23 protein-coding genes and 1 pseudogene are annotated in these 20,587 nt (G+C 65.8%); 23 read left to right on the top strand and 1 reads right to left on the bottom strand.

All coding sequences use genetic code 11. The features are described 5' to 3' along the window. Positions 1 to 187: 187 nt before the first annotated feature. The 21 genes and pseudogenes from ACYVD0_RS02625 to der form a co-directional block, all read left to right on the top strand. Positions 188 to 337 (top strand): annotated as a pseudogene (locus ACYVD0_RS02625) (transposase family protein); the annotation flags it as partial. Between the two features lie 110 nt (positions 338 to 447). After that, on the top strand, positions 448 to 711 hold the full coding sequence (locus tag ACYVD0_RS02630; protein WP_460425379.1) for a transposase: 264 nt from the start codon (positions 448 to 450) through the stop codon (positions 709 to 711). Positions 712 to 794: 83 nt separating this feature from the next. Beyond that, a complete protein-coding gene (gene trmJ, locus ACYVD0_RS02635) occupies positions 795 to 1,571 on the top strand; it encodes a tRNA (cytosine(32)/uridine(32)-2'-O)-methyltransferase TrmJ (RefSeq protein WP_460425380.1) in 777 nt (258 codons plus the stop codon). Beyond that, positions 1,571 to 2,347 (top strand): serine O-acetyltransferase, encoded by a 777-nt coding sequence (cysE, locus tag ACYVD0_RS02640; protein WP_460425353.1) that lies wholly within the window; start codon positions 1,571 to 1,573, stop codon positions 2,345 to 2,347. Before trmJ ends, cysE begins: the two co-directional genes overlap by 1 nt. 132 nt (positions 2,348 to 2,479) lie before the next feature. Then, a complete protein-coding gene (gene iscR, locus ACYVD0_RS02645) occupies positions 2,480 to 2,971 on the top strand; it encodes a Fe-S cluster assembly transcriptional regulator IscR (RefSeq protein ID WP_460425354.1) in 492 nt (163 codons plus the stop codon). Between the two features lie 29 nt (positions 2,972 to 3,000). Then, on the top strand, positions 3,001 to 4,215 hold the full coding sequence (locus tag ACYVD0_RS02650; RefSeq protein WP_460425355.1) for an IscS subfamily cysteine desulfurase: 1,215 nt from the start codon (positions 3,001 to 3,003) through the stop codon (positions 4,213 to 4,215). 43 nt (positions 4,216 to 4,258) lie between these two features. Further along, complete coding sequence (gene iscU, locus ACYVD0_RS02655; RefSeq protein WP_460425356.1) at positions 4,259 to 4,663, top strand: iron-sulfur cluster assembly scaffold protein; 405 nt, start codon at positions 4,259 to 4,261, stop codon at positions 4,661 to 4,663. A gap of 9 nt (positions 4,664 to 4,672) precedes the next feature. Next, positions 4,673 to 4,996: a HesB/IscA family protein gene (iscA, locus tag ACYVD0_RS02660; protein ID WP_460425357.1), complete on the top strand. Its 324-nt coding sequence runs from the start codon at positions 4,673 to 4,675 to the stop codon at positions 4,994 to 4,996. 9 nt (positions 4,997 to 5,005) lie between these two features. Then, entirely contained in the window at positions 5,006 to 5,527 is a 522-nt protein-coding gene (gene hscB / locus ACYVD0_RS02665) for a co-chaperone HscB (RefSeq protein WP_460425358.1), read from the top strand. 40 nt (positions 5,528 to 5,567) lie between these two features. Further along, positions 5,568 to 7,433: a molecular chaperone HscA gene (gene hscA / locus ACYVD0_RS02670; RefSeq protein ID WP_460425359.1), complete on the top strand. Its 1,866-nt coding sequence runs from the start codon at positions 5,568 to 5,570 to the stop codon at positions 7,431 to 7,433. A 3-nt stretch (positions 7,434 to 7,436) separates the two neighbouring features. Further along, complete coding sequence (fdx, locus tag ACYVD0_RS02675; RefSeq protein WP_460425360.1) at positions 7,437 to 7,775, top strand: 2Fe-2S iron-sulfur cluster-binding family protein; 339 nt, start codon at positions 7,437 to 7,439, stop codon at positions 7,773 to 7,775. A 10-nt stretch (positions 7,776 to 7,785) separates the two neighbouring features. Next, complete coding sequence (gene iscX / locus ACYVD0_RS02680; RefSeq protein ID WP_460425361.1) at positions 7,786 to 7,986, top strand: Fe-S cluster assembly protein IscX; 201 nt, start codon at positions 7,786 to 7,788, stop codon at positions 7,984 to 7,986. A 94-nt stretch (positions 7,987 to 8,080) separates the two neighbouring features. Further along, positions 8,081 to 8,512, top strand: coding sequence for a nucleoside-diphosphate kinase (ndk, locus tag ACYVD0_RS02685; protein WP_460425362.1), 432 nt, complete (start codon positions 8,081 to 8,083; stop codon positions 8,510 to 8,512). Positions 8,513 to 8,537: 25 nt separating this feature from the next. Beyond that, positions 8,538 to 9,683, top strand: a complete 1,146-nt coding sequence (gene rlmN, locus ACYVD0_RS02690; RefSeq protein WP_460425363.1) for a 23S rRNA (adenine(2503)-C(2))-methyltransferase RlmN — start codon at positions 8,538 to 8,540, stop codon at positions 9,681 to 9,683. A gap of 13 nt (positions 9,684 to 9,696) precedes the next feature. Continuing rightward, positions 9,697 to 10,455, top strand: coding sequence for a type IV pilus biogenesis/stability protein PilF/PilW (gene pilW, locus ACYVD0_RS02695; RefSeq protein WP_460425364.1), 759 nt, complete (start codon positions 9,697 to 9,699; stop codon positions 10,453 to 10,455). Further along, positions 10,452 to 11,426: a RodZ domain-containing protein gene (locus tag ACYVD0_RS02700; protein ID WP_460425365.1), complete on the top strand. Its 975-nt coding sequence runs from the start codon at positions 10,452 to 10,454 to the stop codon at positions 11,424 to 11,426. The genes pilW and ACYVD0_RS02700 overlap by 4 nt, the downstream gene beginning before the upstream one ends. A 4-nt stretch (positions 11,427 to 11,430) precedes the next feature. Then, entirely contained in the window at positions 11,431 to 12,543 is a 1,113-nt protein-coding gene (gene ispG / locus ACYVD0_RS02705; RefSeq protein WP_460425366.1) for a flavodoxin/ferredoxin-dependent (E)-4-hydroxy-3-methylbut-2-enyl-diphosphate synthase, read from the top strand. A 9-nt stretch (positions 12,544 to 12,552) separates the two neighbouring features. After that, positions 12,553 to 13,839: a histidine--tRNA ligase gene (gene hisS / locus ACYVD0_RS02710; RefSeq protein ID WP_460425367.1), complete on the top strand. Its 1,287-nt coding sequence runs from the start codon at positions 12,553 to 12,555 to the stop codon at positions 13,837 to 13,839. 23 nt (positions 13,840 to 13,862) lie between these two features. Further along, positions 13,863 to 14,507 carry a YfgM family protein gene (locus ACYVD0_RS02715; RefSeq protein ID WP_460425368.1) on the top strand — a complete coding sequence of 215 codons (645 nt, stop codon included), beginning with the start codon at positions 13,863 to 13,865 and terminating at the stop codon, positions 14,505 to 14,507. Continuing rightward, a complete protein-coding gene (gene bamB / locus ACYVD0_RS02720; RefSeq protein WP_460425381.1) occupies positions 14,500 to 15,663 on the top strand; it encodes an outer membrane protein assembly factor BamB in 1,164 nt (387 codons plus the stop codon). Before ACYVD0_RS02715 ends, bamB begins: the two co-directional genes overlap by 8 nt. A gap of 94 nt (positions 15,664 to 15,757) precedes the next feature. Next, positions 15,758 to 17,233 carry a ribosome biogenesis GTPase Der gene (der, locus tag ACYVD0_RS02725; protein WP_460425369.1) on the top strand — a complete coding sequence of 492 codons (1,476 nt, stop codon included), beginning with the start codon at positions 15,758 to 15,760 and terminating at the stop codon, positions 17,231 to 17,233. Between the two features lie 35 nt (positions 17,234 to 17,268). Here the strand turns inward: der and ACYVD0_RS02730 are convergent, their stop codons facing one another. Continuing rightward, positions 17,269 to 17,859, bottom strand: a complete 591-nt coding sequence (locus ACYVD0_RS02730; protein WP_460425370.1) for a hypothetical protein — start codon at positions 17,857 to 17,859, stop codon at positions 17,269 to 17,271. A 451-nt stretch (positions 17,860 to 18,310) separates the two neighbouring features. On the opposite strand from ACYVD0_RS02730, the gene ACYVD0_RS02735 reads away from it, so the two are divergent. Next, on the top strand, positions 18,311 to 19,459 hold the full coding sequence (locus tag ACYVD0_RS02735; protein WP_460425371.1) for a pyridoxal phosphate-dependent aminotransferase: 1,149 nt from the start codon (positions 18,311 to 18,313) through the stop codon (positions 19,457 to 19,459). Positions 19,460 to 19,577: 118 nt separating this feature from the next. Continuing rightward, positions 19,578 to 20,372, top strand: coding sequence for a nitrilase family protein (locus ACYVD0_RS02740; RefSeq protein ID WP_460425372.1), 795 nt, complete (start codon positions 19,578 to 19,580; stop codon positions 20,370 to 20,372). Positions 20,373 to 20,587 lie beyond the last annotated feature (215 nt).

Raw genomic sequence — 20,587 nt, forward strand, 5'->3', positions numbered from 1 at the left:
TCGTGTATCCCTTCTCGACAAAGAGAAGACACGCTACACCAAACCTGCTCGGGCTGAAGCCGCTTGAAGCTACGGGCGCATCCGTTCATGCGATTGCCCTGCAGGGCCATCCAGGGCAATCGCGCTACATCCCTCTTGCGTTGGGCGAGGATTGCTGGTAACGGAAAAGACTTTTCCGAGCCCTCTCATGCTGCCCAATCCCCAGCCCTGCTTCGCCGAACTCATCGACCCACGCCGCGAAACCCGCAACAAACTGCATGCCCTGCAGGGCATCGTCATGATCACCCTCTGCGCCACCCTGTGCGGCCATGACGACTGGGTCAGCATTGAGGACTTCGCCCACGAGAACGTGGAAGGGTCTGACGCCTCTTGGGCGAGTGGAATCGATTCGCCACGTGGCCGCCCAGGAAACGCGCGAGTGCCGCTATTTCCTGAGCGCGCGGCGACCTGGAACGCTTTGCCGGCGTGGTGCGCGACCACTGGGCCATCGAGAACCGGCAGCATTGGGTGCTGGATGTGCAGTTCCGCGAGGATGCCAATTGCAGTCGCAAGGATCACTCGGCCAGCAATCTGGCCGTGATACGCTGCGCGGCGCTGAACCTGATATGGCGGAACGACAACAGTCGACTGAGCGTTGGCAGGCGGTGCATGCGGGCCTGCACCAATGCGCAGTACCGAGCCCAGCTGTTGTTTGGCCCGGATGCTTCATAGCGCGATTGCCCTGGTCGCGTGGCGTTCGCTACCCGGCTTCTGTAAGATTCCAGCCCCTTTGGCCGTGTAGCGTTGTGGAGCTGGTGTTGCTGCAGAACATTCGCGTTGTCCTGGTGAATACCAGTCATCCCGGCAATATTGGAGGGGCGGCCCGCGCCATGAAGAACATGGGGCTGAGCCGTCTCTATCTGGTCGATCCCGAGGGCTTTCCCAGCAGTGAGGCGGTTGCCCGAGCCTCCGGCGCCACCGACATCCTGGAGGGTGCGCAGGTGGTCGCAACCTTGGAGGAAGCGCTGGTCGGCTGCAGTCTGGCGCTCGGCACCAGTGCCCGTGACCGGCGGATCCCTTGGCCGCTGCTGGATCCGCGCGAGTGCGCCACGACATGCCTGGAGCAGGCCGGGCAGGGCGCCGAGGTGGCCTTGGTGTTCGGTCGCGAATACGCCGGGCTGACCAATGAGGAACTGCAGCGCTGCCAGTTCCATGTGCACATTCCCTCGGATCCTTCGTTCAGTTCGCTCAATCTGGCGGCGGCGGTCCAGGTGCTGGCCTATGAGGTGCGCATGGCCTGGCTGGCGGCCGAGGGCCTGCCGAGCAAGCAGGAAAAGCTGGAAACCACGGCGATGCTCAATGCCCAGCCGGCCACCATGGACGAGCTGGAGCTGTTCTATGGGCACCTGGAAAGCACCTTGGTGGAGATTGGCTTTCTCGATCCGGAAAAACCGCGCCATCTGATGTCGCGCTTGCGCCGGCTGTACAGTCGCAACGGCATCAGCAAGCTGGAGATGAATATCCTGCGCGGTATCCTGACGGAAACCCAGAAGGCGGCCCGCGGCGAGGCCCAGACGCGGAGAAAGCAATAATGTTCGAACGCATGCGAGAAGATATCCGGAGCGTTTTCCGGCGCGACCCTGCCGCCCGCAACACTCTCGAGGTGCTGATCTGCTATCCGGGGCTGCATGCCGTGTGGCTGCATCGGTTGGCGCACGGGCTGTGGTGCGCCGACTGGAAGCTGCTGGCGCGACTGGTCTCGCACCTGGGTCGCTGGCTGACCGGCATCGAGATCCATCCGGGCGCACGGATCGGTCGGCGCCTCTTCATCGACCACGGTATGGGCGTGGTGATCGGCGAGACCGCCGAAATCGGCGACGACGTCACCCTCTATCATGGCGTGACCCTGGGTGGCACCAGCTGGGACAAGGGCAAGCGCCATCCGACCTTGGAGGATGGCGTGATCGTCGGTGCCGGCGCGAAGATCCTCGGTCCCTTCACCGTCGGCGCCGGCGCCAAGATCGGCTCCAACGCCGTGGTGACCCGGGCGGTGCCGGCCGGCGCCACGGCGGTGGGGATTCCCGGACGCATCGTCGTCAGGCCGGGCGACGAGCAGGAAGCCAAGCGTCAGGCGCTCGCCGAGAAATACGGCTTCGACGCCTACGCCCTCGGCCAGAGCATGCCTGACCCGGTGGCGCATGCCATCGGCCAGTTGCTCGATCATTTGCAGGCGGTAGACGAGCGTCTCGAAGGCATGTGCCAGGCGCTCAAGGCGCTGGGCAGCGATTACCATGCGAAGGAGCTGCCCGCGCTGCGCGAGGAGGATTTCGCCGGGGTCAAGGAAGAGAACGGCAAACCTCCGGGCTGACGCGCTCGCTGTCCGCCTCGGCTGTGCCGACAGGGGTGGAATAATTCCGAGTAAATTAGAAGGATTTATAGTTGATCCTGGTGCTCGGGTATTGCATACTTGGCGCAAATCAGCGATTCCCTGGTAGCGACCATGCGACTGACAACCAAAGGCCGATATGCCGTCACGGCCATGCTCGATCTGGCACTGCACGCCCAGAGCGGCCCCGTCTCCCTCGCCGACATCTCCGAGCGCCAGGGCATTTCTCTTTCCTACCTGGAGCAGTTGTTCGCCAAGCTGCGGCGCAACAGTCTGGTGACCAGTGTCCGCGGCCCCGGAGGCGGCTACCAGCTGTCCCGCGGCATGGCCGGCATCCAGGTGGCCGAAGTGATCGACGCGGTCAACGAATCGGTGGACGTGACGCGTTGCCAGGGCGATCGCGGCTGTCATTCGGGGGAAGTCTGCCTGACCCATTACCTCTGGTGCGACCTTAGCCACCAAATCCATGAATTTCTCAGCGGCATCAGCCTGGCCGATCTGGTCGCCCGCAGTGACGTCCAGGATCTCGCCCGGCTGCAGGATCGGCGCCAGGGCGGCTGCCCGCTGCCGCATGCTGAAAAGATCGAAGCGTCCGTTATCGAATGAGCCGGATGCGAGCCCGACAGGAGAGCCTCATGAAGTTGCCGATTTACCTGGATTATTCCGCTACCACTCCGGTCGACCCGCGGGTGGCGCAGAAGATGAGCGAGTGCCTGACCATGGACGGTAACTTCGGCAATCCGGCCTCGCGCTCCCACGTCTTTGGCTGGAAGGCCGAGGAGGCGGTGGAGAACGCCCGCCGACAGGTGGCGGAGCTGGTCAATGCCGACCCGCGGGAAATCGTCTGGACCTCCGGTGCGACCGAGTCCGACAATCTGGCGATCAAGGGCGTCGCGCACTTCTACGCGAGCAAGGGCAAGCACATCGTCACCTCGAAGATCGAGCACAAGGCGGTGCTGGACACCACCCGGCAGCTCGAGCGCGAAGGCTTCGAGGTGACTTATCTCGAGCCTGGGGAGGATGGCTTGATCACCCCGGCGATGGTCGAGGCAGCGCTGCGCGAAGACACCATCCTGGTCTCGGTGATGCACGTCAACAATGAGATCGGCACCATCAACGACATCGCCGCCATCGGCGAACTGACCCGCTCCCGGGGCGTGCTGTACCACGTCGACGCAGCGCAGTCGACCGGTAAGGTGGCCATCGACCTGGAGAGCATGAAGGTCGACCTGATGTCCTTCTCCGCCCACAAGACCTACGGTCCCAAGGGTGTCGGCGCGCTCTACGTGCGCCGCAAGCCGCGCGTGCGCCTGGACGCGCAGATGCATGGTGGCGGCCACGAGCGTGGCATGCGCTCCGGCACCCTGGCGACCCACCAGATCGTCGGCATGGGCGAAGCCTTCCGCATCGCCAGGGAAGAGATGGCCGCGGAGAGCCGGCGCATCGCCGCCCTCAGCCGGCGCTTCCACGAGCAGGTCGGCACCCTCGAGGAGCTCTACCTGAACGGCAGCTCCACGGCGCGGGTGCCGCACAACCTAAACCTCAGTTTCAACTACGTGGAAGGCGAGTCGCTGATCATGGCGCTCAAGGACCTGGCGGTTTCCTCGGGCTCGGCATGTACCTCGGCTTCCCTGGAGCCGTCCTACGTGCTGCGCGCCCTGGGCCGCAACGATGAGCTGGCGCACAGCTCGATCCGCTTCACCTTCGGTCGTTTCACCACCGAGGAGGACGTCGACTATGCCGCGCAGAAGGTCTGCGAGGCTGTCAGCAAGTTGCGCGAGCTGTCGCCGCTCTGGGACATGTACAAGGAAGGGGTCGACCTGTCCAGGGTCGTATGGCAGGCCCACTGATTCCCCTCTGCGAAATTGCCCGTGATTAACGAGGTGTTGCACCATGGCTTACAGTGACAAGGTCATCGACCACTACGAAAACCCGCGCAACGTCGGCAAGCTCGATTCGGAAGACCCGAACGTCGGTACCGGCATGGTGGGCGCCCCGGCCTGCGGCGATGTGATGCGCTTGCAGATCAAGGTCAACGAGCAGGGCGTCATCGAGGACGCCAAGTTCAAGACCTACGGTTGTGGCTCGGCCATTGCCTCCAGCTCCCTGGCCACCGAGTGGATGAAGGGCAAGACCTTGGACGAGGCGGAAACCATCAAGAACACCCAGATCGCCGAAGAGCTGGCGTTGCCGCCGGTCAAGATCCACTGCTCGGTGCTGGCGGAAGATGCTATCAAGGCCGCCGTTCGCGACTACAAGCACAAGAGAGGCCAGGGCCTAAACCACGCTGACGATTGAGGAGTTCCCATGGCCATCACTATGACCGAAGCTGCCGCCCGCCATGTCCGCCGCTCCCTCGAGGGACGCGGCAAGGGCGCGGGCATCCGCCTGGGCGTCCGCACGAGCGGCTGCTCAGGCATGGCCTACGTGCTGGAGTTCGTCGACGAGGTGGCTGGCGAGGACCAGGTGTTCGAGAGCCATGGGGTCAAGGTGATCATCGACCCCAAGAGCTTGGTCTACCTGGACGGCACTGAGCTGGACTTTGCCCGCGAAGGACTCAACGAGGGCTTCAAGTTCAACAACCCGAACGTGCGTGGCGAGTGCGGCTGCGGCGAAAGCTTCAACGTTTGAGGCTGCTGCATGGGTAACGCCTGCCATTTCGCCCTGTTCGACCTCGAGCCGGATTTTTGCCTGGACCTGGAGCGGCTCGCGGCGCGCTATCGCGAGCTGGTGCGCCGGGTGCACCCCGACCGCTTCGCCGGCGGCTCCGCGCACGAGCAGCGCCTGGCGCTGGAGGAGTCCGCCCGGCTCAACGAAGCCTACCAGACACTGAGGAGCCCGTCCCGGCGCGCCCGCTACCTGCTCGCCCTGCAGGGAGAGGAGATGCCCCTGGAGACCACGGTGCAGGATCCGGCCTTCCTCATGCAGCAGATGGAGCTGCGCGAGGAGTTGCAGGAACTGCAGGACAGTGCCGACCTGAGCGGGCTGGCGGCCTTCAAGCGCCACTTGGCGCAGGCCCAGGAACGGCTGAACGAGGGCTTTGCCGCTTGCTGGGCCGATACGCTCCGGCGCGATGAGGCCGAGCGTCTGGCACGGCGCATGCAGTTCCTCGACAAGCTCTCCGCCGAGGTCCGTCAGCTCGAAGAGCGCCTCGACGACTAACCCCGCGCAGCCCCGGCCGCGCCTCCGATATCTGAATACCATGGCCCTACTGCAGATCGCTGAACCCGGACAAAGCCCGCAACCCCACCAGCGCCGCCTGGCGGTCGGGATCGATCTGGGCACCACCAATTCGCTGGTCGCCGCGCTGCGCAGCGGTCTGGCCGAGTCCCTGGCGGACACCGACGGGGAGGTGATCCTGCCCTCGGCGGTGCGCTACCGGGCCGGTGGCCTGGTCGAGGTCGGCCGCGGGGCCAAGGCGGCTGCCGCCACGGATCCCTTGAATACCGTGCTGTCGGTGAAGCGCCTCATGGGGCGCGGCATCTCCGACCTCAAGCTGCTCGGCGAGCAACTGCCCTACCGCTTCGTCGAGGGTGAGTCGCACATGCCGTTCATCGATACCGTACAGGGCCCGAAAAGCCCGGTGGAGGTGTCGGCGGAGATTCTCAAGGTACTGCGCCAGCGTGCCGAGGAAGCCCTCGGTGGCGAGTTGGTCGGCGCGGTGATCACCGTGCCGGCCTACTTCGACGAGGCCCAGCGCCAGGCCACCAAGGACGCCGCGCGTCTGGCCGGCCTAAGCGTGCTGCGCCTGCTCAACGAACCGACTGCGGCCGCGGTGGCCTACGGCCTCGACCGTGGCGCCGAGGGGCTGGTGGCGGTCTACGACTTGGGTGGCGGCACCTTCGACATTTCCATCCTGCGCCTGACTCGCGGGGTCTTCGAGGTGCTCGCCACCGGTGGCGACAGCGCCCTGGGCGGCGACGACTTCGACCACGCCCTCGCCAACTGGATCGTCGAGCAGGCGGGACTGTCCGCCGACCTCGATCCCGGTACCCAGCGCCACCTGCTGCAACTGGCCTGCGCGGCCAAGGAGGCGCTGACCGACAGTCCGGTAGTGCCGCTGGCCTACGGCAGCTGGCAGGGCGAGTTGACCCGCGAGCGTTTCGAAGCGCTGATCGAACCTTTGGTGGCGCGCAGCCTGAAGGCCTGCCGGCGGGCGCTGCGCGATGCCGAGATCGACCCGCAGGAGATTTCCGCGGTGGCCATGGTCGGCGGCTCCACCCGGGTGCCGCGGGTGCGCCAGGTGGTCGCCGAGCTGTTCGACCGCCCGCCGCTGACAGATATCGACCCCGACCAGGTGGTCGCCATCGGCGCGGCGCTCCAGGCCGACACCCTGGCCGGCAACGGGCGCGACGGCGAGGAGCTGCTGCTGCTGGACGTCAATCCGCTGTCCCTGGGGCTGGAAACCATGGGCGGGCTGATGGAGAAGGTCATTCCGCGCAACACCACCCTTCCCGTGGCGCGGGCCCAGGACTTCACCACCTACAAGGACGGCCAGACGGCCATGCTGATCCATGTCCTGCAGGGCGAGCGCGAGCTGGTCAAGGACTGCCGTTCCCTGGCGCGCTTCGAGCTGCGCGGCATCCCGCCGATGGTGGCGGGGGCGGCGAAGATCCGCGTGACCTTTCAGGTCGACGCCGATGGCTTGCTCAGCGTCTCCGCCCGAGAGCTGGGCTCCGGCGTCGAGGCGAGCGTGCAGGTCAAGCCGTCCTACGGGCTGACCGACGGTGAGATCGCGCGGATGCTCAAGGACTCCTTCGAGCATGCCGGCGGCGACAGGGCGGCACGCCTGCTGAACGAGCAGCAGGTCGAGGCGCAGCGACTGCTGGAGGCGGTGCAGGCTGCCCTGGAGGCGGACGGCGAAGTGCTGCTGAGCGCCGAAGAGCGGCTCGCCATCGAGTCGCAGATGCAGGCCCTGCGCGATGCGCTGGAGGCACAGGACGGCACCGCCATCGAGTTGCACACCAGGCGCCTGGCGCAGGTCACCGACGCCTTCGCCGCGCGGCGCATGGACGCGTCGGTGAAGGCTGCGCTATCCGGTCGCCGATTGAACGAAATCGAGGAGTGAGTGATGCCGCAGATCGTTTTTCTGCCCCACGAGGTGCATTGTCCCGAGGGTAAGGTGGTCGAGGCCAGGCCCGGCGAGAGCATTCTCGATGCAGCCCTGCGCAATGACATCGAGATCGAGCATGCCTGCGAGATGTCCTGTGCCTGTACCACCTGTCATGTGGTCGTGCGCGAGGGCTTCCACTCCCTGGAGCCGTCCGACGAGTTGGAGGACGACATGCTTGACAAAGCCTGGGGACTAGAGCCGGAATCGCGACTATCCTGTCAGGCGAAAGTCAGTGATGAGGATCTGGTGGTGGAGATTCCCCGCTACACCATCAATCAAGTTTCGGAAAGGCATTGAGGGCATGCGCGTGAGCCTGAAATGGACCGACGTACAGGAAATCGCCCTGCAGCTGGTCGATACCCATCCGCAGATCGATCCACGCTATTTGAACTTCCTCGATCTGCATCGTTGGGTGCTGGCCCTGCCGGAATTCGACGACGACCCCGAGCGGGGCGGCGAGAAGGTGCTGGAGGCCATTCAGGCAGCCTGGATCGAAGAAGCCGACTGATCCTCAAGCTGGTCTTATGCATTTCACCGGAACCCGCGTATAATTCGCGGGTTTAATTTTCCGCTTTTCAAAACCTGACTGACTGGAGTCATCCATGGCCGTTGAACGTACCCTTTCCATCATCAAGCCCGACGCCGTCGCCAAGAACGTCATCGGTGAGATTCTCACCCGTTTCGAGAAGGCCGGCCTGAGCGTCATCGCTGCGAAGATGGTCCAGCTGTCCGAGCGCGAAGCCGGTGGCTTCTATGTCGAGCACAAAGAGCGTCCGTTCTTCAAGGATCTGGTCTCCTTCATGACCTCCGGTCCGGTCGTCGTGCAGGTGCTGGAAGGCGAGGGCGCCATTGCCAAGAACCGCGAGCTGATGGGTGCCACCAACCCGAAGGACGCTGCTCCGGGCACCATCCGCGCCGACTTCGCCGTGTCCATCGACGAGAATGCCGTGCACGGCTCCGACTCCGAGGCTTCCGCCGCTCGCGAGATCGCCTACTTCTTCGCCGCCACCGAGGTGTGCGCCCGCATCCGCTGATCAGGCGATGGGGGAGGGTGAATCCATGACCGAAACCACCAAGGTGAACCTGCTGGGGCTGACCCAGCCACAGCTGGAAGGCTTCTTCGAGTCCATCGGCGAGAAGCGCTTTCGTGCCGGGCAGGTGATGAAATGGATTCACCACTTCGGCATTGGCGACTTCGAGGCCATGAGCAACATCGGCAAAGCCCTGCGCGAGAAGCTCAAGGCCTGCGCCGAAGTTCGTGGCCCGGAGATTGTCAGCCAGGACATTTCCAGCGACGGCACCCGCAAGTGGGTGATGCGCGTGGCTTCCGGCAGTTGCGTCGAAACCGTATACATCCCCCAGGCCGGGCGCGGCACCCTGTGCGTGTCGTCGCAGGCCGGCTGCTCGCTGGACTGCAGCTTCTGCTCCACTGGCAAGCAGGGCTTCAACAGCGACCTGACCGCTGCCGAGATCATCGGCCAGGTGTGGATTGCCAACAAATCCTTCGGCACCGTCCCGGCCAAGATCGATCGCGCCATCACCAACGTGGTGATGATGGGCATGGGCGAACCGCTGCTGAATTTCGACAATGCGGTCGCTGCCATGCAGATCATGATGGACGACCTCGGTTACGGCATCTCCAAGCGCAAGGTGACCCTCTCCACCTCCGGCGTGGCACCGATGATCGACGAGTTGGGCAAGGTCATCGACGTGTCCCTGGCGCTGTCGCTGCACGCGCCTAACGACGCACTGCGCGACAGGCTGGTGCCGATCAACCGCAAGTACCCGCTAGCTGTGGTGTTGGACGCCTGCAAGCGCTACATCTCCCGTCTCGGCGAGAAGCGCGTGCTGACCGTGGAATACACCCTGCTCAAGGACGTCAATGACCAGCCCGAGCACGCGACGCAAATGGTCGCCCTGCTCAGCGACGTGCCGTGCAAGATCAACCTGATTCCCTTCAATCCCTTCCCCTTCTCCGGTTACGAGCGGCCGAGCAACAACGCCATTCGCCGCTTCCAGGACCTGCTGCACAAGGCCGGGCACAACGTCACGGTACGCACCACCCGTGGCGATGACATCGACGCTGCCTGCGGTCAGCTGGTTGGCCAGGTCATGGATCGCACCCGGCGTAGCGAGCGCCATATCGCCGTGCGCCAGCTCGGCGACGAGGCAGCGCCATCCCACAGTGCCGTCAACCGGACCTGAACCGAGGATGTCTATGACCCTGCGCGCTGCGCTGCTGTTGTTTCCCGTCATGCTGCTGGCTGGTTGCGTCTCGACCGGAGCGGTCGATCCCATGAAGACCGAGCAGGGTCGCAAGGAGGCTCGCGAGGCATATATCCAGCTCGGTCTCGGCTACCTCAAGCAGGGCCAGGCCGATCGCGCCAAGATGCCGCTGGGCAAGGCGCTGGAGCTTGATGCCGGCGATGCCGACGCCCACGCCGCCCTGGCCCTGGTGTTCCAGAGCGAGCTCGAGCCTGAGCTGGCCGACCAGCATTATCGCAAGGCGCTTGCCAAGCGTCCCGGCGACGCGCGCATCCTGAACAACTACGGTAGCTTTCTGTTCGAGCAGCGTCGCTATCAGGATGCCTACGAGCGCTTCCAGCAGGCGGCGGCCGACACCCTGTACCCCGAGCGCTCGCGGGTCTACCTCAATCTCGGCCTGACCGCCGTCAAGCTGGGGCTGCGCGATCTCGCCAAGAGCCATCTGGAGAAGTCCCTGCGCATCAATTCACAGCAGCCCTTGGCCCAGCTGGAAATGGCGACGCTGGATTTCGAGGGGCGCGACTACATGTCGGCGCGTTCCTATTACGCCAGTTTCAGCCGGATGGGTGAGCAGAATGCCCGCAGCTTGCTGCTGGGTACCCGTCTGGCACAGGTCTTCGACGATCGCGACCAGGCAGCCACCTTCGGCCAGCAGCTGAAGCGTCATTACCCGGGCACGCCGGAATATCAGCAATATCTGTCGGAGCAATGATGAACGCGTCGCAAATCGAGAGCATGGCGGCGACCTCCGTTAACCCGGGCGAGATCCTGCGCAAGGGCCGCGAGGACAACGGCTGGTCGCTGGCCCTGGTGGCCGGACAGCTGCATCTTCCCCCTCTGACCCTGGCCCAACTGGAGGCTGGCGAATTCGACCGGCTGCCGGGACATACCTTCGCCCGCGGCTATGTGCGTTCCTACGCCAAGCTGCTGGGGATGGATCAGGCCCGCCTGGTCGAGGCCTTCGACCAGTACACCGGCACCAACGCTAAGGGCAGCGAAGTGCACAGCCTGGGGAACATCGAGCAGCCGCTGCGGATTTCGCAGAGCATCCTGCGTCTGGCCAGCCTCGTCCTGGTGCTCCTGCTGGTCGGCTCCGGCCTGTTCTGGTGGCAGGAGCGTTCGGCGCAGCAGGGTGTCCGGAGCGCGCTGAACCTGGCCCATGTCGAGGTTGACAGCGCCGACGGCACCACCCAGATCCATCCGCTCGACGAGCCGGAAGACCAGGCCGTGGCCCAGGCGCTCCAGCCCGCCGAGCCACAGCCCCAGCTGACACCGCTGGCCAGCAGTACTGCCGCCGCGCCGCCGCTGGCCGAGGCTACGCCGGTTCTTGTTTCTGTCGCGCCCACCGCCGTACCGACCGCTCCAACTGCCGCCCCGGCAGCGGCCAGCACGCCTGAAGCCGCCGCCAGTCCGGCGCCTGACATGGGGCCGGCCGCCGGAGAGGGCGTGTTGAGCATCCGTTTCACGGCCGACTGCTGGACCCAGGTCATCGACGCCCATGGCAAGGTGTTGCTGCGCGGCCTGAAGCGTGCTGGCGACACGGTCGAGCTGCGCGGCCAGAAGCCTCTGGACGTGCGCCTCGGCTTCGCCCATGGTGCCGAGGTCAGCTTCGACGGCCAGCCGGTCAACCTCGCACCCTTCACTGCGCGCGGCGCGACTGCCCGTCTGAAAGTGGGGAACTAGGTTCATGCACAGCGAATCACCCATCCAGCGCCGTCCGTCGCGCAAGATCTGGGTCGGCCCGATAGCGGTGGGCGGCGATGCGCCCATCTCGGTGCAGAGCATGACCAACACCGACACCCGCGACGTCGACGCCACAGTGGCGCAGATCCGCCGTCTGGAAGTGGCCGGTGCCGACATCGTCCGCGTCTCGGTGCCGGACATGGACGCCGCCGAGGCGTTTGGCCGGATCAAGCAGCAGGTGCAAGTGCCGCTGGTCGCCGATATTCACTTCGACTACCAGATCGCCCTGCGCGTCGCCGAGCTGGGCGTCGACTGCCTGCGCATCAACCCGGGCAACATCGGCCGCGAGGAGCGGGTCCGCGCGGTAGTGGACGCGGCGCGTGACCGAGGCATCCCGATCCGCATCGGCGTCAATGCCGGTTCCCTGGAGAAGGACCTGCAGAAGAAGTACGGCGAGCCGACCCCGCAGGCGCTGGTGGAGTCCGCCCTGCGCCATGTCGAGCATCTCGACCGCCTGGACTTCCAGAACTTCAAGGTCAGCGTCAAGGCCTCTGACGTGTTCATGGCAGTAGCCGCCTACCGCCTGCTGGCCGGGCAGATCGAGCAGCCGCTGCACCTCGGCATCACCGAGGCCGGCGGGCTGCGTTCCGGCACCGTGAAGTCCGCGGTGGGGCTTGGCATGCTGCTCGCCGAAGGCATCGGCGACACCATCCGGGTATCGCTGGCCGCCGATCCGGTGGAGGAGATCAAGGTCGGTTTCGACATCCTCAAGTCACTGCACCTGCGCTCGCGGGGGATCAACTTCATCGCTTGCCCGAGCTGCTCGCGACAGAACTTCGATGTGGTAAAGACCATGAATGAGCTGGAAACCCGCCTCGAGGACCTGCTGGTACCGCTCGACGTGGCGGTGATCGGCTGTGTGGTGAACGGTCCCGGCGAGGCCAAGGAGGCGCATGTCGGCCTCACCGGCGGCACCCCCAACAACCTGGTCTACATCGACGGCAAGCCGGCGCAGAAGCTGGACAACGAGAATCTGGTGGACGAGCTGGAGCGGCTGATCCGCCGCAAGGCAGCGGAAAAGGCCGCAGCCGACGCCAGCCTGATCGTCCGCAGTTAAGGAATCCTTTTGAGCAAAAACATCCAGGCCATCCGTGGCATGAACGACATCCTGCCAGAGCAGACCCCGCTCTGGCGCTATTTCGAGAACGGCGTGGCAAGCCTGCTGGACGGTTACGGTTACCGGCAGATCCGCATGCCCATCGTCGAGTTCACCGAGCTGTTCAAGCGCTCCATCGGCGAGGTCACCGATATCGTCGAGAAGGAGATGTACACCTTCGAGGACCGCAACGGCGACTCCCTGACCCTACGTCCCGAGGGCACCGCCAGCTGCGTGCGCGCGGTGCTCGAGCACGGCATCAGCGGCGGCGGCCAGGTGCAGAAGCTCTGGTACGTCGGCCCGATGTTCCGTCACGAGCGCCCGCAGAAGGGCCGCTACCGGCAGTTCCACCAGATCGGCGTGGAGGTCTTCAACCTGCCGGGGCCGGACATCGATGCCGAACTGATCGTGCTGATCTGGCGCCTATGGGGCCTGCTCGGCCTGCGCAAGGCGGTGACCCTGGAGCTCAACAGCCTGGGCAGCAGCGAGGCTCGCGCGCGCTATCGCGAGGCGCTGGTCGAGTACCTCTCGGCGCGCTTCGAGCAGCTCGATGAGGACAGCCAGCGCCGTCTGTCCAGCAACCCGCTGCGCATCCTCGACAGCAAGAGCCCGGACACTCAGGCCCTGCTGGTGGACGCGCCCAAGCTGGCGGACTATCTGGACGAGGATTCGCGCCTGCACTTCGAGGGTCTCAGGGCGCGCCTGGACGCCGCCGGCATTCCCTACACGATCAATCCCAAGCTGGTACGCGGCCTGGACTACTACGGCAAGACGGTGTTCGAGTGGGTCACCGACCAGCTCGGCGCCCAGGGCACCGTCTGCGCCGGCGGCCGCTATGACGGTCTGGTCGAGCAGCTAGGCGGCAAACCGACCCCGGCGGTGGGCTTCGCCATGGGCGTCGAGCGTCTGGTGCTGCTCCTGGAAACCCTGGACAAGCTCCCGCCGGAGCTGTCCCGGCAGGTCGATGTGTATTTCTGCGCCTTCGGTGAGGCAGCCGAGCTGGCGGCCTTGGCGCTGGCCGAGCAATTGCGCGACGCGCTGCCGGGACTGCGCCTGGCGGTCAATGCCGGGGCCGGCAGCTTCAAGAGCCAGTTGAAGAAGGCTGACAAGAGCGGCGCACTCTATGCCCTGGTGCTGGGCGAGGACGAGCTGGCCGGGCGCATCGTCGGGCTGAAGCCGCTGCGTGCCGGCGGCGAACAACAGAGCATCGGCTGGGACGTCCTGGGCGAACGCCTGGCGGCCTGCCTGCAGGCTTGAACACTGGATTGAGGAGTATTGGGGTGACCTCGCGTACCGAAGATGAAGAGCTGGCGCAGATCAAGGACTGGTGGCAGCGCAATGGCAAGCCCCTGCTCACCGGCGCTGTCCTGGCCCTGGCGGTCGTGTTCGCCTGGCAGGGCTGGCAGAAGTACCAGACCCAGCGGGCACAGAACGCTTCGGCGCTCTACCAGCAACTGCTGGACGCTAGCCTGATGCCTTCCGGGAAGCCGGATGTGGCCAGAATCGCCGAACTCTACGGGCAGTTACAGAGCGATTTCGGCGGCAGCCACTATGCCCAGTATGGCAGCCTGTTGGTCGCCAAGGTGGCGGTGGAGGAGGACAAGCTCGACGATGCCGCCGCCGAACTGCGGGCGATCCTTGACAAGCCGGCCGATGCCACCCTCGGCGAGGTGGCACGGCAGCGCCTGGCGCGGGTCATGGCGGCCCAGGGCAAGGCCGAGGAGGGCCTCGTCCTGCTCGCCGGTGAGGCCGATCCGGCCTTCCAGGCCGGCCGCGAGGAAGTCAAGGGCGATCTGTTGGTGCAGCTCGGTCGCCCCGACGAGGCTCGGGCCGCCTACGAGAAGGCCAAGGCCGCCCAGCCCGACGATGCCGGGCTGGAAACCCTGCAGATGAAGCTCGACGACCTGGCCAAGGGAGATACCTGACGTGAAGCCCTGGAAACATGCGGCGGTGCTAGCGATGGCGGCGACGCTCGCCGGTTGCAGTATCGGCAACTGGCTCAACAGCTCCAAGGAGCAGCCGCCGGCCGCATTGGTGAAGTTCAAGGAAGAGGTGCAACTGACCAAGGAGTGGAGCCGCGCCATCGGCGAGGGCCAGGGCAAGACCTACAATCAGTTGGTGCCGGCAGTGGAGGGCGACACCTTGTTCGTCGCCGATGCCACCGGCCAGGTGATGGCCCTAGACCGCTTCAGCGGCAAGGTCGCCTGGCGCAAGGATCTGGAGCTGCCGGTGGCCGGCGGCGTCGGCGCCGGCTATGGCCAGGTCCTGCTCGGCACCCTGCAGGGTGAGGTGATCGCCCTGGATTCGAGCAGCGGCGAGGAGATCTGGCGCAGCCGCGTCAGCAGCGAGGTGCTGGCGCCGCCGGTGAGCAACGGCGACGTGGTGGTGGTGCAAACCCAGGACGACCGCCTGATCGCCCTCGAGGCAAGCAGCGGCAGCCAGCGCTGGACCTACGATAACACACCGGCCGTGCTGACCCTGCGCGGCACCGGCGCGCCGCTGGTCACCAACCAGCTGGCGGTCGTCGGCCTCTCCAGCGGCAAGGTGCTCGCCCTGGAAACCCAGCGCGGACTGCCGATCTGGGAGCAGCGGGTGGCGGTGCCCTCCGGCCGTTCCGAGCTGGAGCGGGTGGTGGACATCGACGGTGGCCTGGAGCTGTCTGGCGGTACCCTGTATGTCGTGACCTTCCAAGGCAGCGTCGCCGCGCTCGATCTGCAGACCGGGCGTCCCCTGTGGCAGCGCCAGGCCTCCAGCAGCGGCAGCGTGGCGCTGGGCTATGGCAGTGTGTATGTGAGCCTGGCCGAGGGGGCCGTCGAAGGCATCGACGAGCGCAGCGCCTCGGCGCTGTGGAAGAACGATGCGCTGGCCCGCCGCCAGCTGTCGTCGCCGGCGGTGTTCTCCAGCTATGTGGCGGTCGGCGACCTGGAGGGCTACCTGCACCTGCTCAGCCAGGTGGACGGCCGCTTCGTCGGGCGCACCCGCATCGACAGCAAGGGCCTGCGTGCCCGTCCGCTGGTGGTGGGGGACTGGCTGTATGCCTACGGCAACGGCGGCAACCTGGTCGCGCTGACCATTCGCTGATCGCTGCCCATCGGTCGGGCTGGCCCGACCCTCGTTCGGCCGCTGCCCCGCGCAGCGGCCGTTGTTTTTTCCGAATATTGCAGGTGAGAGCCTTATGGTTCCCGTAATCGCCCTGGTGGGCCGCCCGAACGTCGGCAAGTCGACGCTGTTCAACCGTCTGACCAAGACCCGCGACGCCATCGTCGCCGAATACGCCGGACTGACCCGCGACCGCCAGTATGGCGAGGCCAAGTGGCAGGGGCGCACGTACATCGTCATCGATACCGGGGGCATCTCCGGTGATGAGGAAGGCATCGATGCGAAGATGGCCGAGCAATCGCTGCAGGCCATCGAGGAAGCCGACGCCGTGCTGTTCATGGTCGACTCCCGCGCCGGGATGACCGCCGCCGACCAACTGATCGCCGAGCATTTGCGCAAGCGCAACAAGCGCAGCTTTCTGGTGGCGAACAAGGTCGACACGGTCGACCCGGACATCGCCCGCGCCGAGTTCAGCCCGCTGGGCCTGGGCGACGCCCTGCCAATCGCCGCGGCCCACGGGCGCGGCATCAATGCCATGCTCGAAGAGGCCCTCGGCATCTTCCCGAAGGACGCCGCCGAGGAAGAGGCAGAGGGTGAGGAAGAGCTGGTCGCCGAGGGCGAAGAGCCCAGGCGCATCCCAGGCCCCAGCGAGAAGGATGGCATCAAGATCGCCATCATCGGCCGTCCCAATGTCGGCAAGTCGACCCTGGTCAACCGCATGCTCGGCGAGGAGCGGGTGATCGTCTACGACCAGGCTGGCACCACCCGCGATAGCATCTACATACCCTTCGAGCGCGACGAGGAGAAGTACACCCTGATCGACACCGCCGGCGTGCGCCGGCGCGGCAAGATCTTCGAGGCGGTGGAGAAGTTCTCGGTGGTCAAGACCCTGCAGGCCATCCAGGATGCCAACGTGGTGATCTTCGTGATGGACGCCCGCGAAGGGGTGGTCGAACATGATCTCAACCTGCTCGGTTTTGTGCTGGAAACCGGCCGCGCCCTGGTCATCGCGCTGAACAAGTGGGACGGCATGGAGCCCGGCCAGCGCGACTATGTGAAGACCGAGCTGGAGCGCCGGCTGATGTTCGTCGACTTCGCCGACATCCACTTCATTTCCGCCCTGCACGGCACCGGCGTGGGCCACCTGTACAAATCGGTACAGGCCTCGTTCAAGTCGGCCATCACCCGCTGGCCGACCAGCCGCCTGACCCAGATCCTTGAGGACGCGGTGCAGGAGCACCAGCCGCCGCTGGTCAACGGCCGACGCATCAAGTTGCGCTATGCTCACCTGGGCGGCGCCAACCCGCCGCTGATCGTAATCCACGGCAACCAGGTGGAGGCAGTACCCAAGGCTTACACGCGCTACCTGGAGAACACCTACCGCCGCGTGCTGAAGCTGGTCGGCACGCCGATCCGCATCGAATACAAGGGCGGCGAGAACCCCTACGAGGGCAAGAAGAACACCCTCACCGACCGCCAGGTGAACAAGAAGCGCCGCCTGATGAGCCACCACAAGAAGGCCGAGAAGAAGCGCCGGGACAAGAAGCGCTGAAGGCCGGCCTCCCCCGGGTTAGGGGAGGCTGCGGGTCATAGCCGCACAGCCGGGATGCCGCAGGCCTGACAGAAACGGGCGAAGGCGCTCTTGCGCTGCTGGCATTGCCCGCAGTGGTCGAACAGGCAGATGCCGCAGTGCGGGCAGTGGTCGATCTGCGCATCCTCCAGGTCGACCGCCCTTTCGCAGCCCGGGCAGACCTTCTTGGCCAGGCGTGCCAGGGCGGTGTCGTAGGGCAGCTTCTGGCGCCGTTCGGCGTCCGGTTTGGCCTCGGTCTGGTGCTGCCGCTCCAGGTAGCGGTTCAGCGCGACGATCGCCTGGCGGCCGACCAGCACGGTGATCAGGATGCCCACGGCGTGCCGCACATAGCCGCCGTAGCTCGGCAGATAGGGCACCAATTCGACGAAGAAGACGAGCAGCGCGAAGAAGATGAACCCCCAGACGAAGGGCCACCAGGTGCTCTTGCGCTGGCATGCGAACAGCCAGCCGGCGACGACCAGAAAGGGCAGGGTCATCGCCAGCCGGTAGAGAAACACCCGCACCTCGCTCTGCAGGGATTGCTCGACCAGCGGCAGGTTCTTCACCAGCGCACCGCCCAGCCCGATCAGGAAGCTGGCGAAGACCACGGCGATGATTCACAGGGCGAGGCGGAACCATTTTTCCGACAGGCGTTGGGCTTTGCTCATGAGGGGGCATCCTTTCTCGGCGAGGGCGTCCGTATGCGGCGGCCTCGGGTATGGTACAGGGCCGCAGGATAGCGCAGCTCATCCGCCCCGGTGATGCGGAATTCGCCGCAGGGCAATCGCATGAATGGGCAGGTGCAGCCGTTCACTCTTTCTCCCGCGTTCGGGAGAGGACTGGGGAGTGGGAAAACAAGCCATCGCTGCTCATTTGCCCTCTCCCCCCGCCCCTCGGCTTTGGCCTCCTGCATCCATGCAGTCATCTCCCATGAATGGGAGAGGGGAGAAAGTCGTTTATGCGATTGCCCTGGAATTCGCCGCGCCCGCGGCTGCCGCGGGGCAGCGGATCAGCTATTCTCGCGACTTCGCCCGTCGCTTGCCCATGAAATCCGAGGCCATGATCCAGAGCAAACTGCCCAACGTCGGCACCACCATCTTCACCACCATGTCCCAGCTCGCCGCGCAGACCGGCGCCATCAACTTGTCCCAGGGGTTCCCGGATTTCGACGGTCCGCAGGCGCTGCGCGAGGCAGTCGGTCATCACGTCATGGCCGGCCACAACCAGTACGCGCCGATGACCGGCCTGCCGGCGCTGCGCGAGCAGGTCGTGCAGAAGATTGCCCGCAGCTATGGGCGCCAGGTGGACATGGACGACGAGATCACCATCACCCCCGGCGCCACCGAGGCGATCTTCTGCGCGGTGCAGGCGCTGGTCCGCCCGGGCGACGAGGTGATCGTCTTCGACCCCTGCTATGACAGCTACGAACCCTCGGTGGAGCTGGCCGGCGGGCGCTGCGTGCATGTGCCGCTGGCTCTGCCGGACTTTTCCATCGACTGGCAGCGCCTGGCCGACGCCCTCAGCCCGCGCACCCGGCTGATCATCCTCAACAGCCCGCACAACCCCAGCGGCGCGCTGATCTCCCGTAGCGAGCTGGACCAGCTGGCCAGGCTGATCCGCGGCTTCGACATCTATCTGATCAGCGACGAGGTCTACGAACACCTGATCTACGACGGTGTGCGCCACGCCAGCGTGCTGGCCCACGAAGAGCTCTATGCGCGCGCCTGCGTAGTCAGCTCGTTCGGCAAGACCTACCACGTCACCGGCTGGAAGACCGGCTACATAGTGGCGCCGCCGCTGCTTTCCGCCGAACTGCGCAAGGTCCACCAGTTCGTCACCTTCTGTGGCATCACCCCGCTGCAGTGGGCGCTGGCCGACTACATGGCCGCCCATCCCGAACACGTCGACGAGCTGCCGGCCTTCTACCAGGCCAAGCGCGACCTGTTCTGCGACCTGCTGGTCGGCTCGCGATTCACTTTCACCCGCACCCCCGGCACCTACTTCCAGTTGGCCGACTACTCGGCGATCCGCGACGACCTGGACGATGTGGCAATGTCGCTGTGGCTGACCCGTGAGCACGGCGTGGCCAGCATCCCTGTGTCGGTGCTCTATCAGGCCCCGCCGCAGGGCCTGCGCCTGGTGCGCTTCTGCTTCGCCAAGCGCGATGAGACCCTGCGCCAGGCGGCGGAGAAGCTGTGTCGCGTTTGACCCGTAGGGTGGACAACGGCGCAGCCTTGTCCACCGCTGCGCACTCCGGTGGAAAAGCGCTGCGCGCGTTTTCCACCCTACGAAAAGCGCCCATGACCAAGGATTTCGGAGATTTTCCATGCGTGACCTGAGCACCTTGCCCGACCTCAAGCTGGCCCTGGTGCAGACCGCCCCGGTCTGGCAGGACCCGGCCGCCAACCACGCCCACTTCGGCAAGCTGCTGGAGCAGGCTGCCGGCGCCGATCTGGTGATCCTGCCGGAGATGTTCAGCACCGGCTTCTCCATGGACGCCGCGGCGCTGGCCGAGGAAGAGGACGGCCCGAGCCGCGCCTGGCTGCTGGCCCAGGCCGCGCGTCTCAACGCCGTGGTGGTCGGCAGCGTCATCACCCATGCCGCCGATGGCAGCTACCGCAACCGCCTGTACTGGGCGCGCCCGGACGGCAGCTGCGCTCACTACGACAAGCGCCACCTGTTCCGCATGGCTGGCGAGCACGAGCACTACGCCGCTGGCGAGGCGCGCGTTCTGCTCGAACTCAAGGGCTGGCACGTGCGCCCGCTGGTCTGCTACGACCTGCGCTTCCCGGGGTGGAGCCGCGACCCCCACGATACCGACCTGCTGCTGTACATCGCCAGCTGGCCGGCGGCCCGGCGCAACGCCTGGAACCGCCTGCTGCCAGCGCGCGGGATCGAGAACCTGTGCTACGTGGCGGCGGTCAACCGCATCGGCGCCGATGGCAACGGCTACCCGCACAGCGGCGACAGCCAGGTGCTCGACTTCCAGGGCGAGCCGCTGCTGGCGCCGGTCGAGGCCGACGGTGTGTTCCACGTCACCCTCTCGGCCCAGGCCCTCGCCAAGTACCGCACGCGCTTTCCAGCCTATCGCGACGCGGATGCGTTCGAGCTGAAGGGCTGAGCGGCCGTCCGGGGTCCGGGGCGTGGCTCCCTCGATTCCGGCAGTGGTCTTGCTACGGTTGGATAGGGTGCCGCCCGCCCCGTGATGGGTTCACCGGCACCATGGACCGACTCTTCCGCAGCGAGGTAACCGCCATGCCGCCCCTTGGACTCCCTGCGCAGCGTTGCCACCCGATGCAGCGGGGTTGGCGAGTCCTGGCGAAACTTGGCGCGGCT

This window comes from Azotobacter armeniacus, assembly GCF_054779355.1.

What these genes read in the sequence shown, in the direction of transcription:
- fdx (WP_460425360.1), top strand. Translation starts at nt 7,437, where the DNA reads ATGCCGCAGATCGTTTTTCTGCCCCACGAGGTGCATTGTCCCGAGGGT.
- ispG (WP_460425366.1), top strand. Translation starts at nt 11,431, where the DNA reads ATGCACAGCGAATCACCCATCCAGCGCCGTCCGTCGCGCAAGATCTGG.
- iscU (WP_460425356.1), top strand. Translation starts at nt 4,259, where the DNA reads ATGGCTTACAGTGACAAGGTCATCGACCACTACGAAAACCCGCGCAAC.
- iscA (WP_460425357.1), top strand. Translation starts at nt 4,673, where the DNA reads ATGGCCATCACTATGACCGAAGCTGCCGCCCGCCATGTCCGCCGCTCC.
- cysE (WP_460425353.1), top strand. Translation starts at nt 1,571, where the DNA reads ATGTTCGAACGCATGCGAGAAGATATCCGGAGCGTTTTCCGGCGCGAC.
- ACYVD0_RS02740 (WP_460425372.1), top strand. Translation starts at nt 19,578, where the DNA reads ATGCGTGACCTGAGCACCTTGCCCGACCTCAAGCTGGCCCTGGTGCAG.
- ACYVD0_RS02700 (WP_460425365.1), top strand. Translation starts at nt 10,452, where the DNA reads ATGATGAACGCGTCGCAAATCGAGAGCATGGCGGCGACCTCCGTTAAC.
- der (WP_460425369.1), top strand. Translation starts at nt 15,758, where the DNA reads ATGGTTCCCGTAATCGCCCTGGTGGGCCGCCCGAACGTCGGCAAGTCG.
- pilW (WP_460425364.1), top strand. Translation starts at nt 9,697, where the DNA reads ATGACCCTGCGCGCTGCGCTGCTGTTGTTTCCCGTCATGCTGCTGGCT.
- ACYVD0_RS02735 (WP_460425371.1), top strand. Translation starts at nt 18,311, where the DNA reads ATGATCCAGAGCAAACTGCCCAACGTCGGCACCACCATCTTCACCACC.
- rlmN (WP_460425363.1), top strand. Translation starts at nt 8,538, where the DNA reads ATGACCGAAACCACCAAGGTGAACCTGCTGGGGCTGACCCAGCCACAG.
- hscA (WP_460425359.1), top strand. Translation starts at nt 5,568, where the DNA reads ATGGCCCTACTGCAGATCGCTGAACCCGGACAAAGCCCGCAACCCCAC.
- iscR (WP_460425354.1), top strand. Translation starts at nt 2,480, where the DNA reads ATGCGACTGACAACCAAAGGCCGATATGCCGTCACGGCCATGCTCGAT.
- ACYVD0_RS02650 (WP_460425355.1), top strand. Translation starts at nt 3,001, where the DNA reads ATGAAGTTGCCGATTTACCTGGATTATTCCGCTACCACTCCGGTCGAC.
- hscB (WP_460425358.1), top strand. Translation starts at nt 5,006, where the DNA reads ATGGGTAACGCCTGCCATTTCGCCCTGTTCGACCTCGAGCCGGATTTT.
- ndk (WP_460425362.1), top strand. Translation starts at nt 8,081, where the DNA reads ATGGCCGTTGAACGTACCCTTTCCATCATCAAGCCCGACGCCGTCGCC.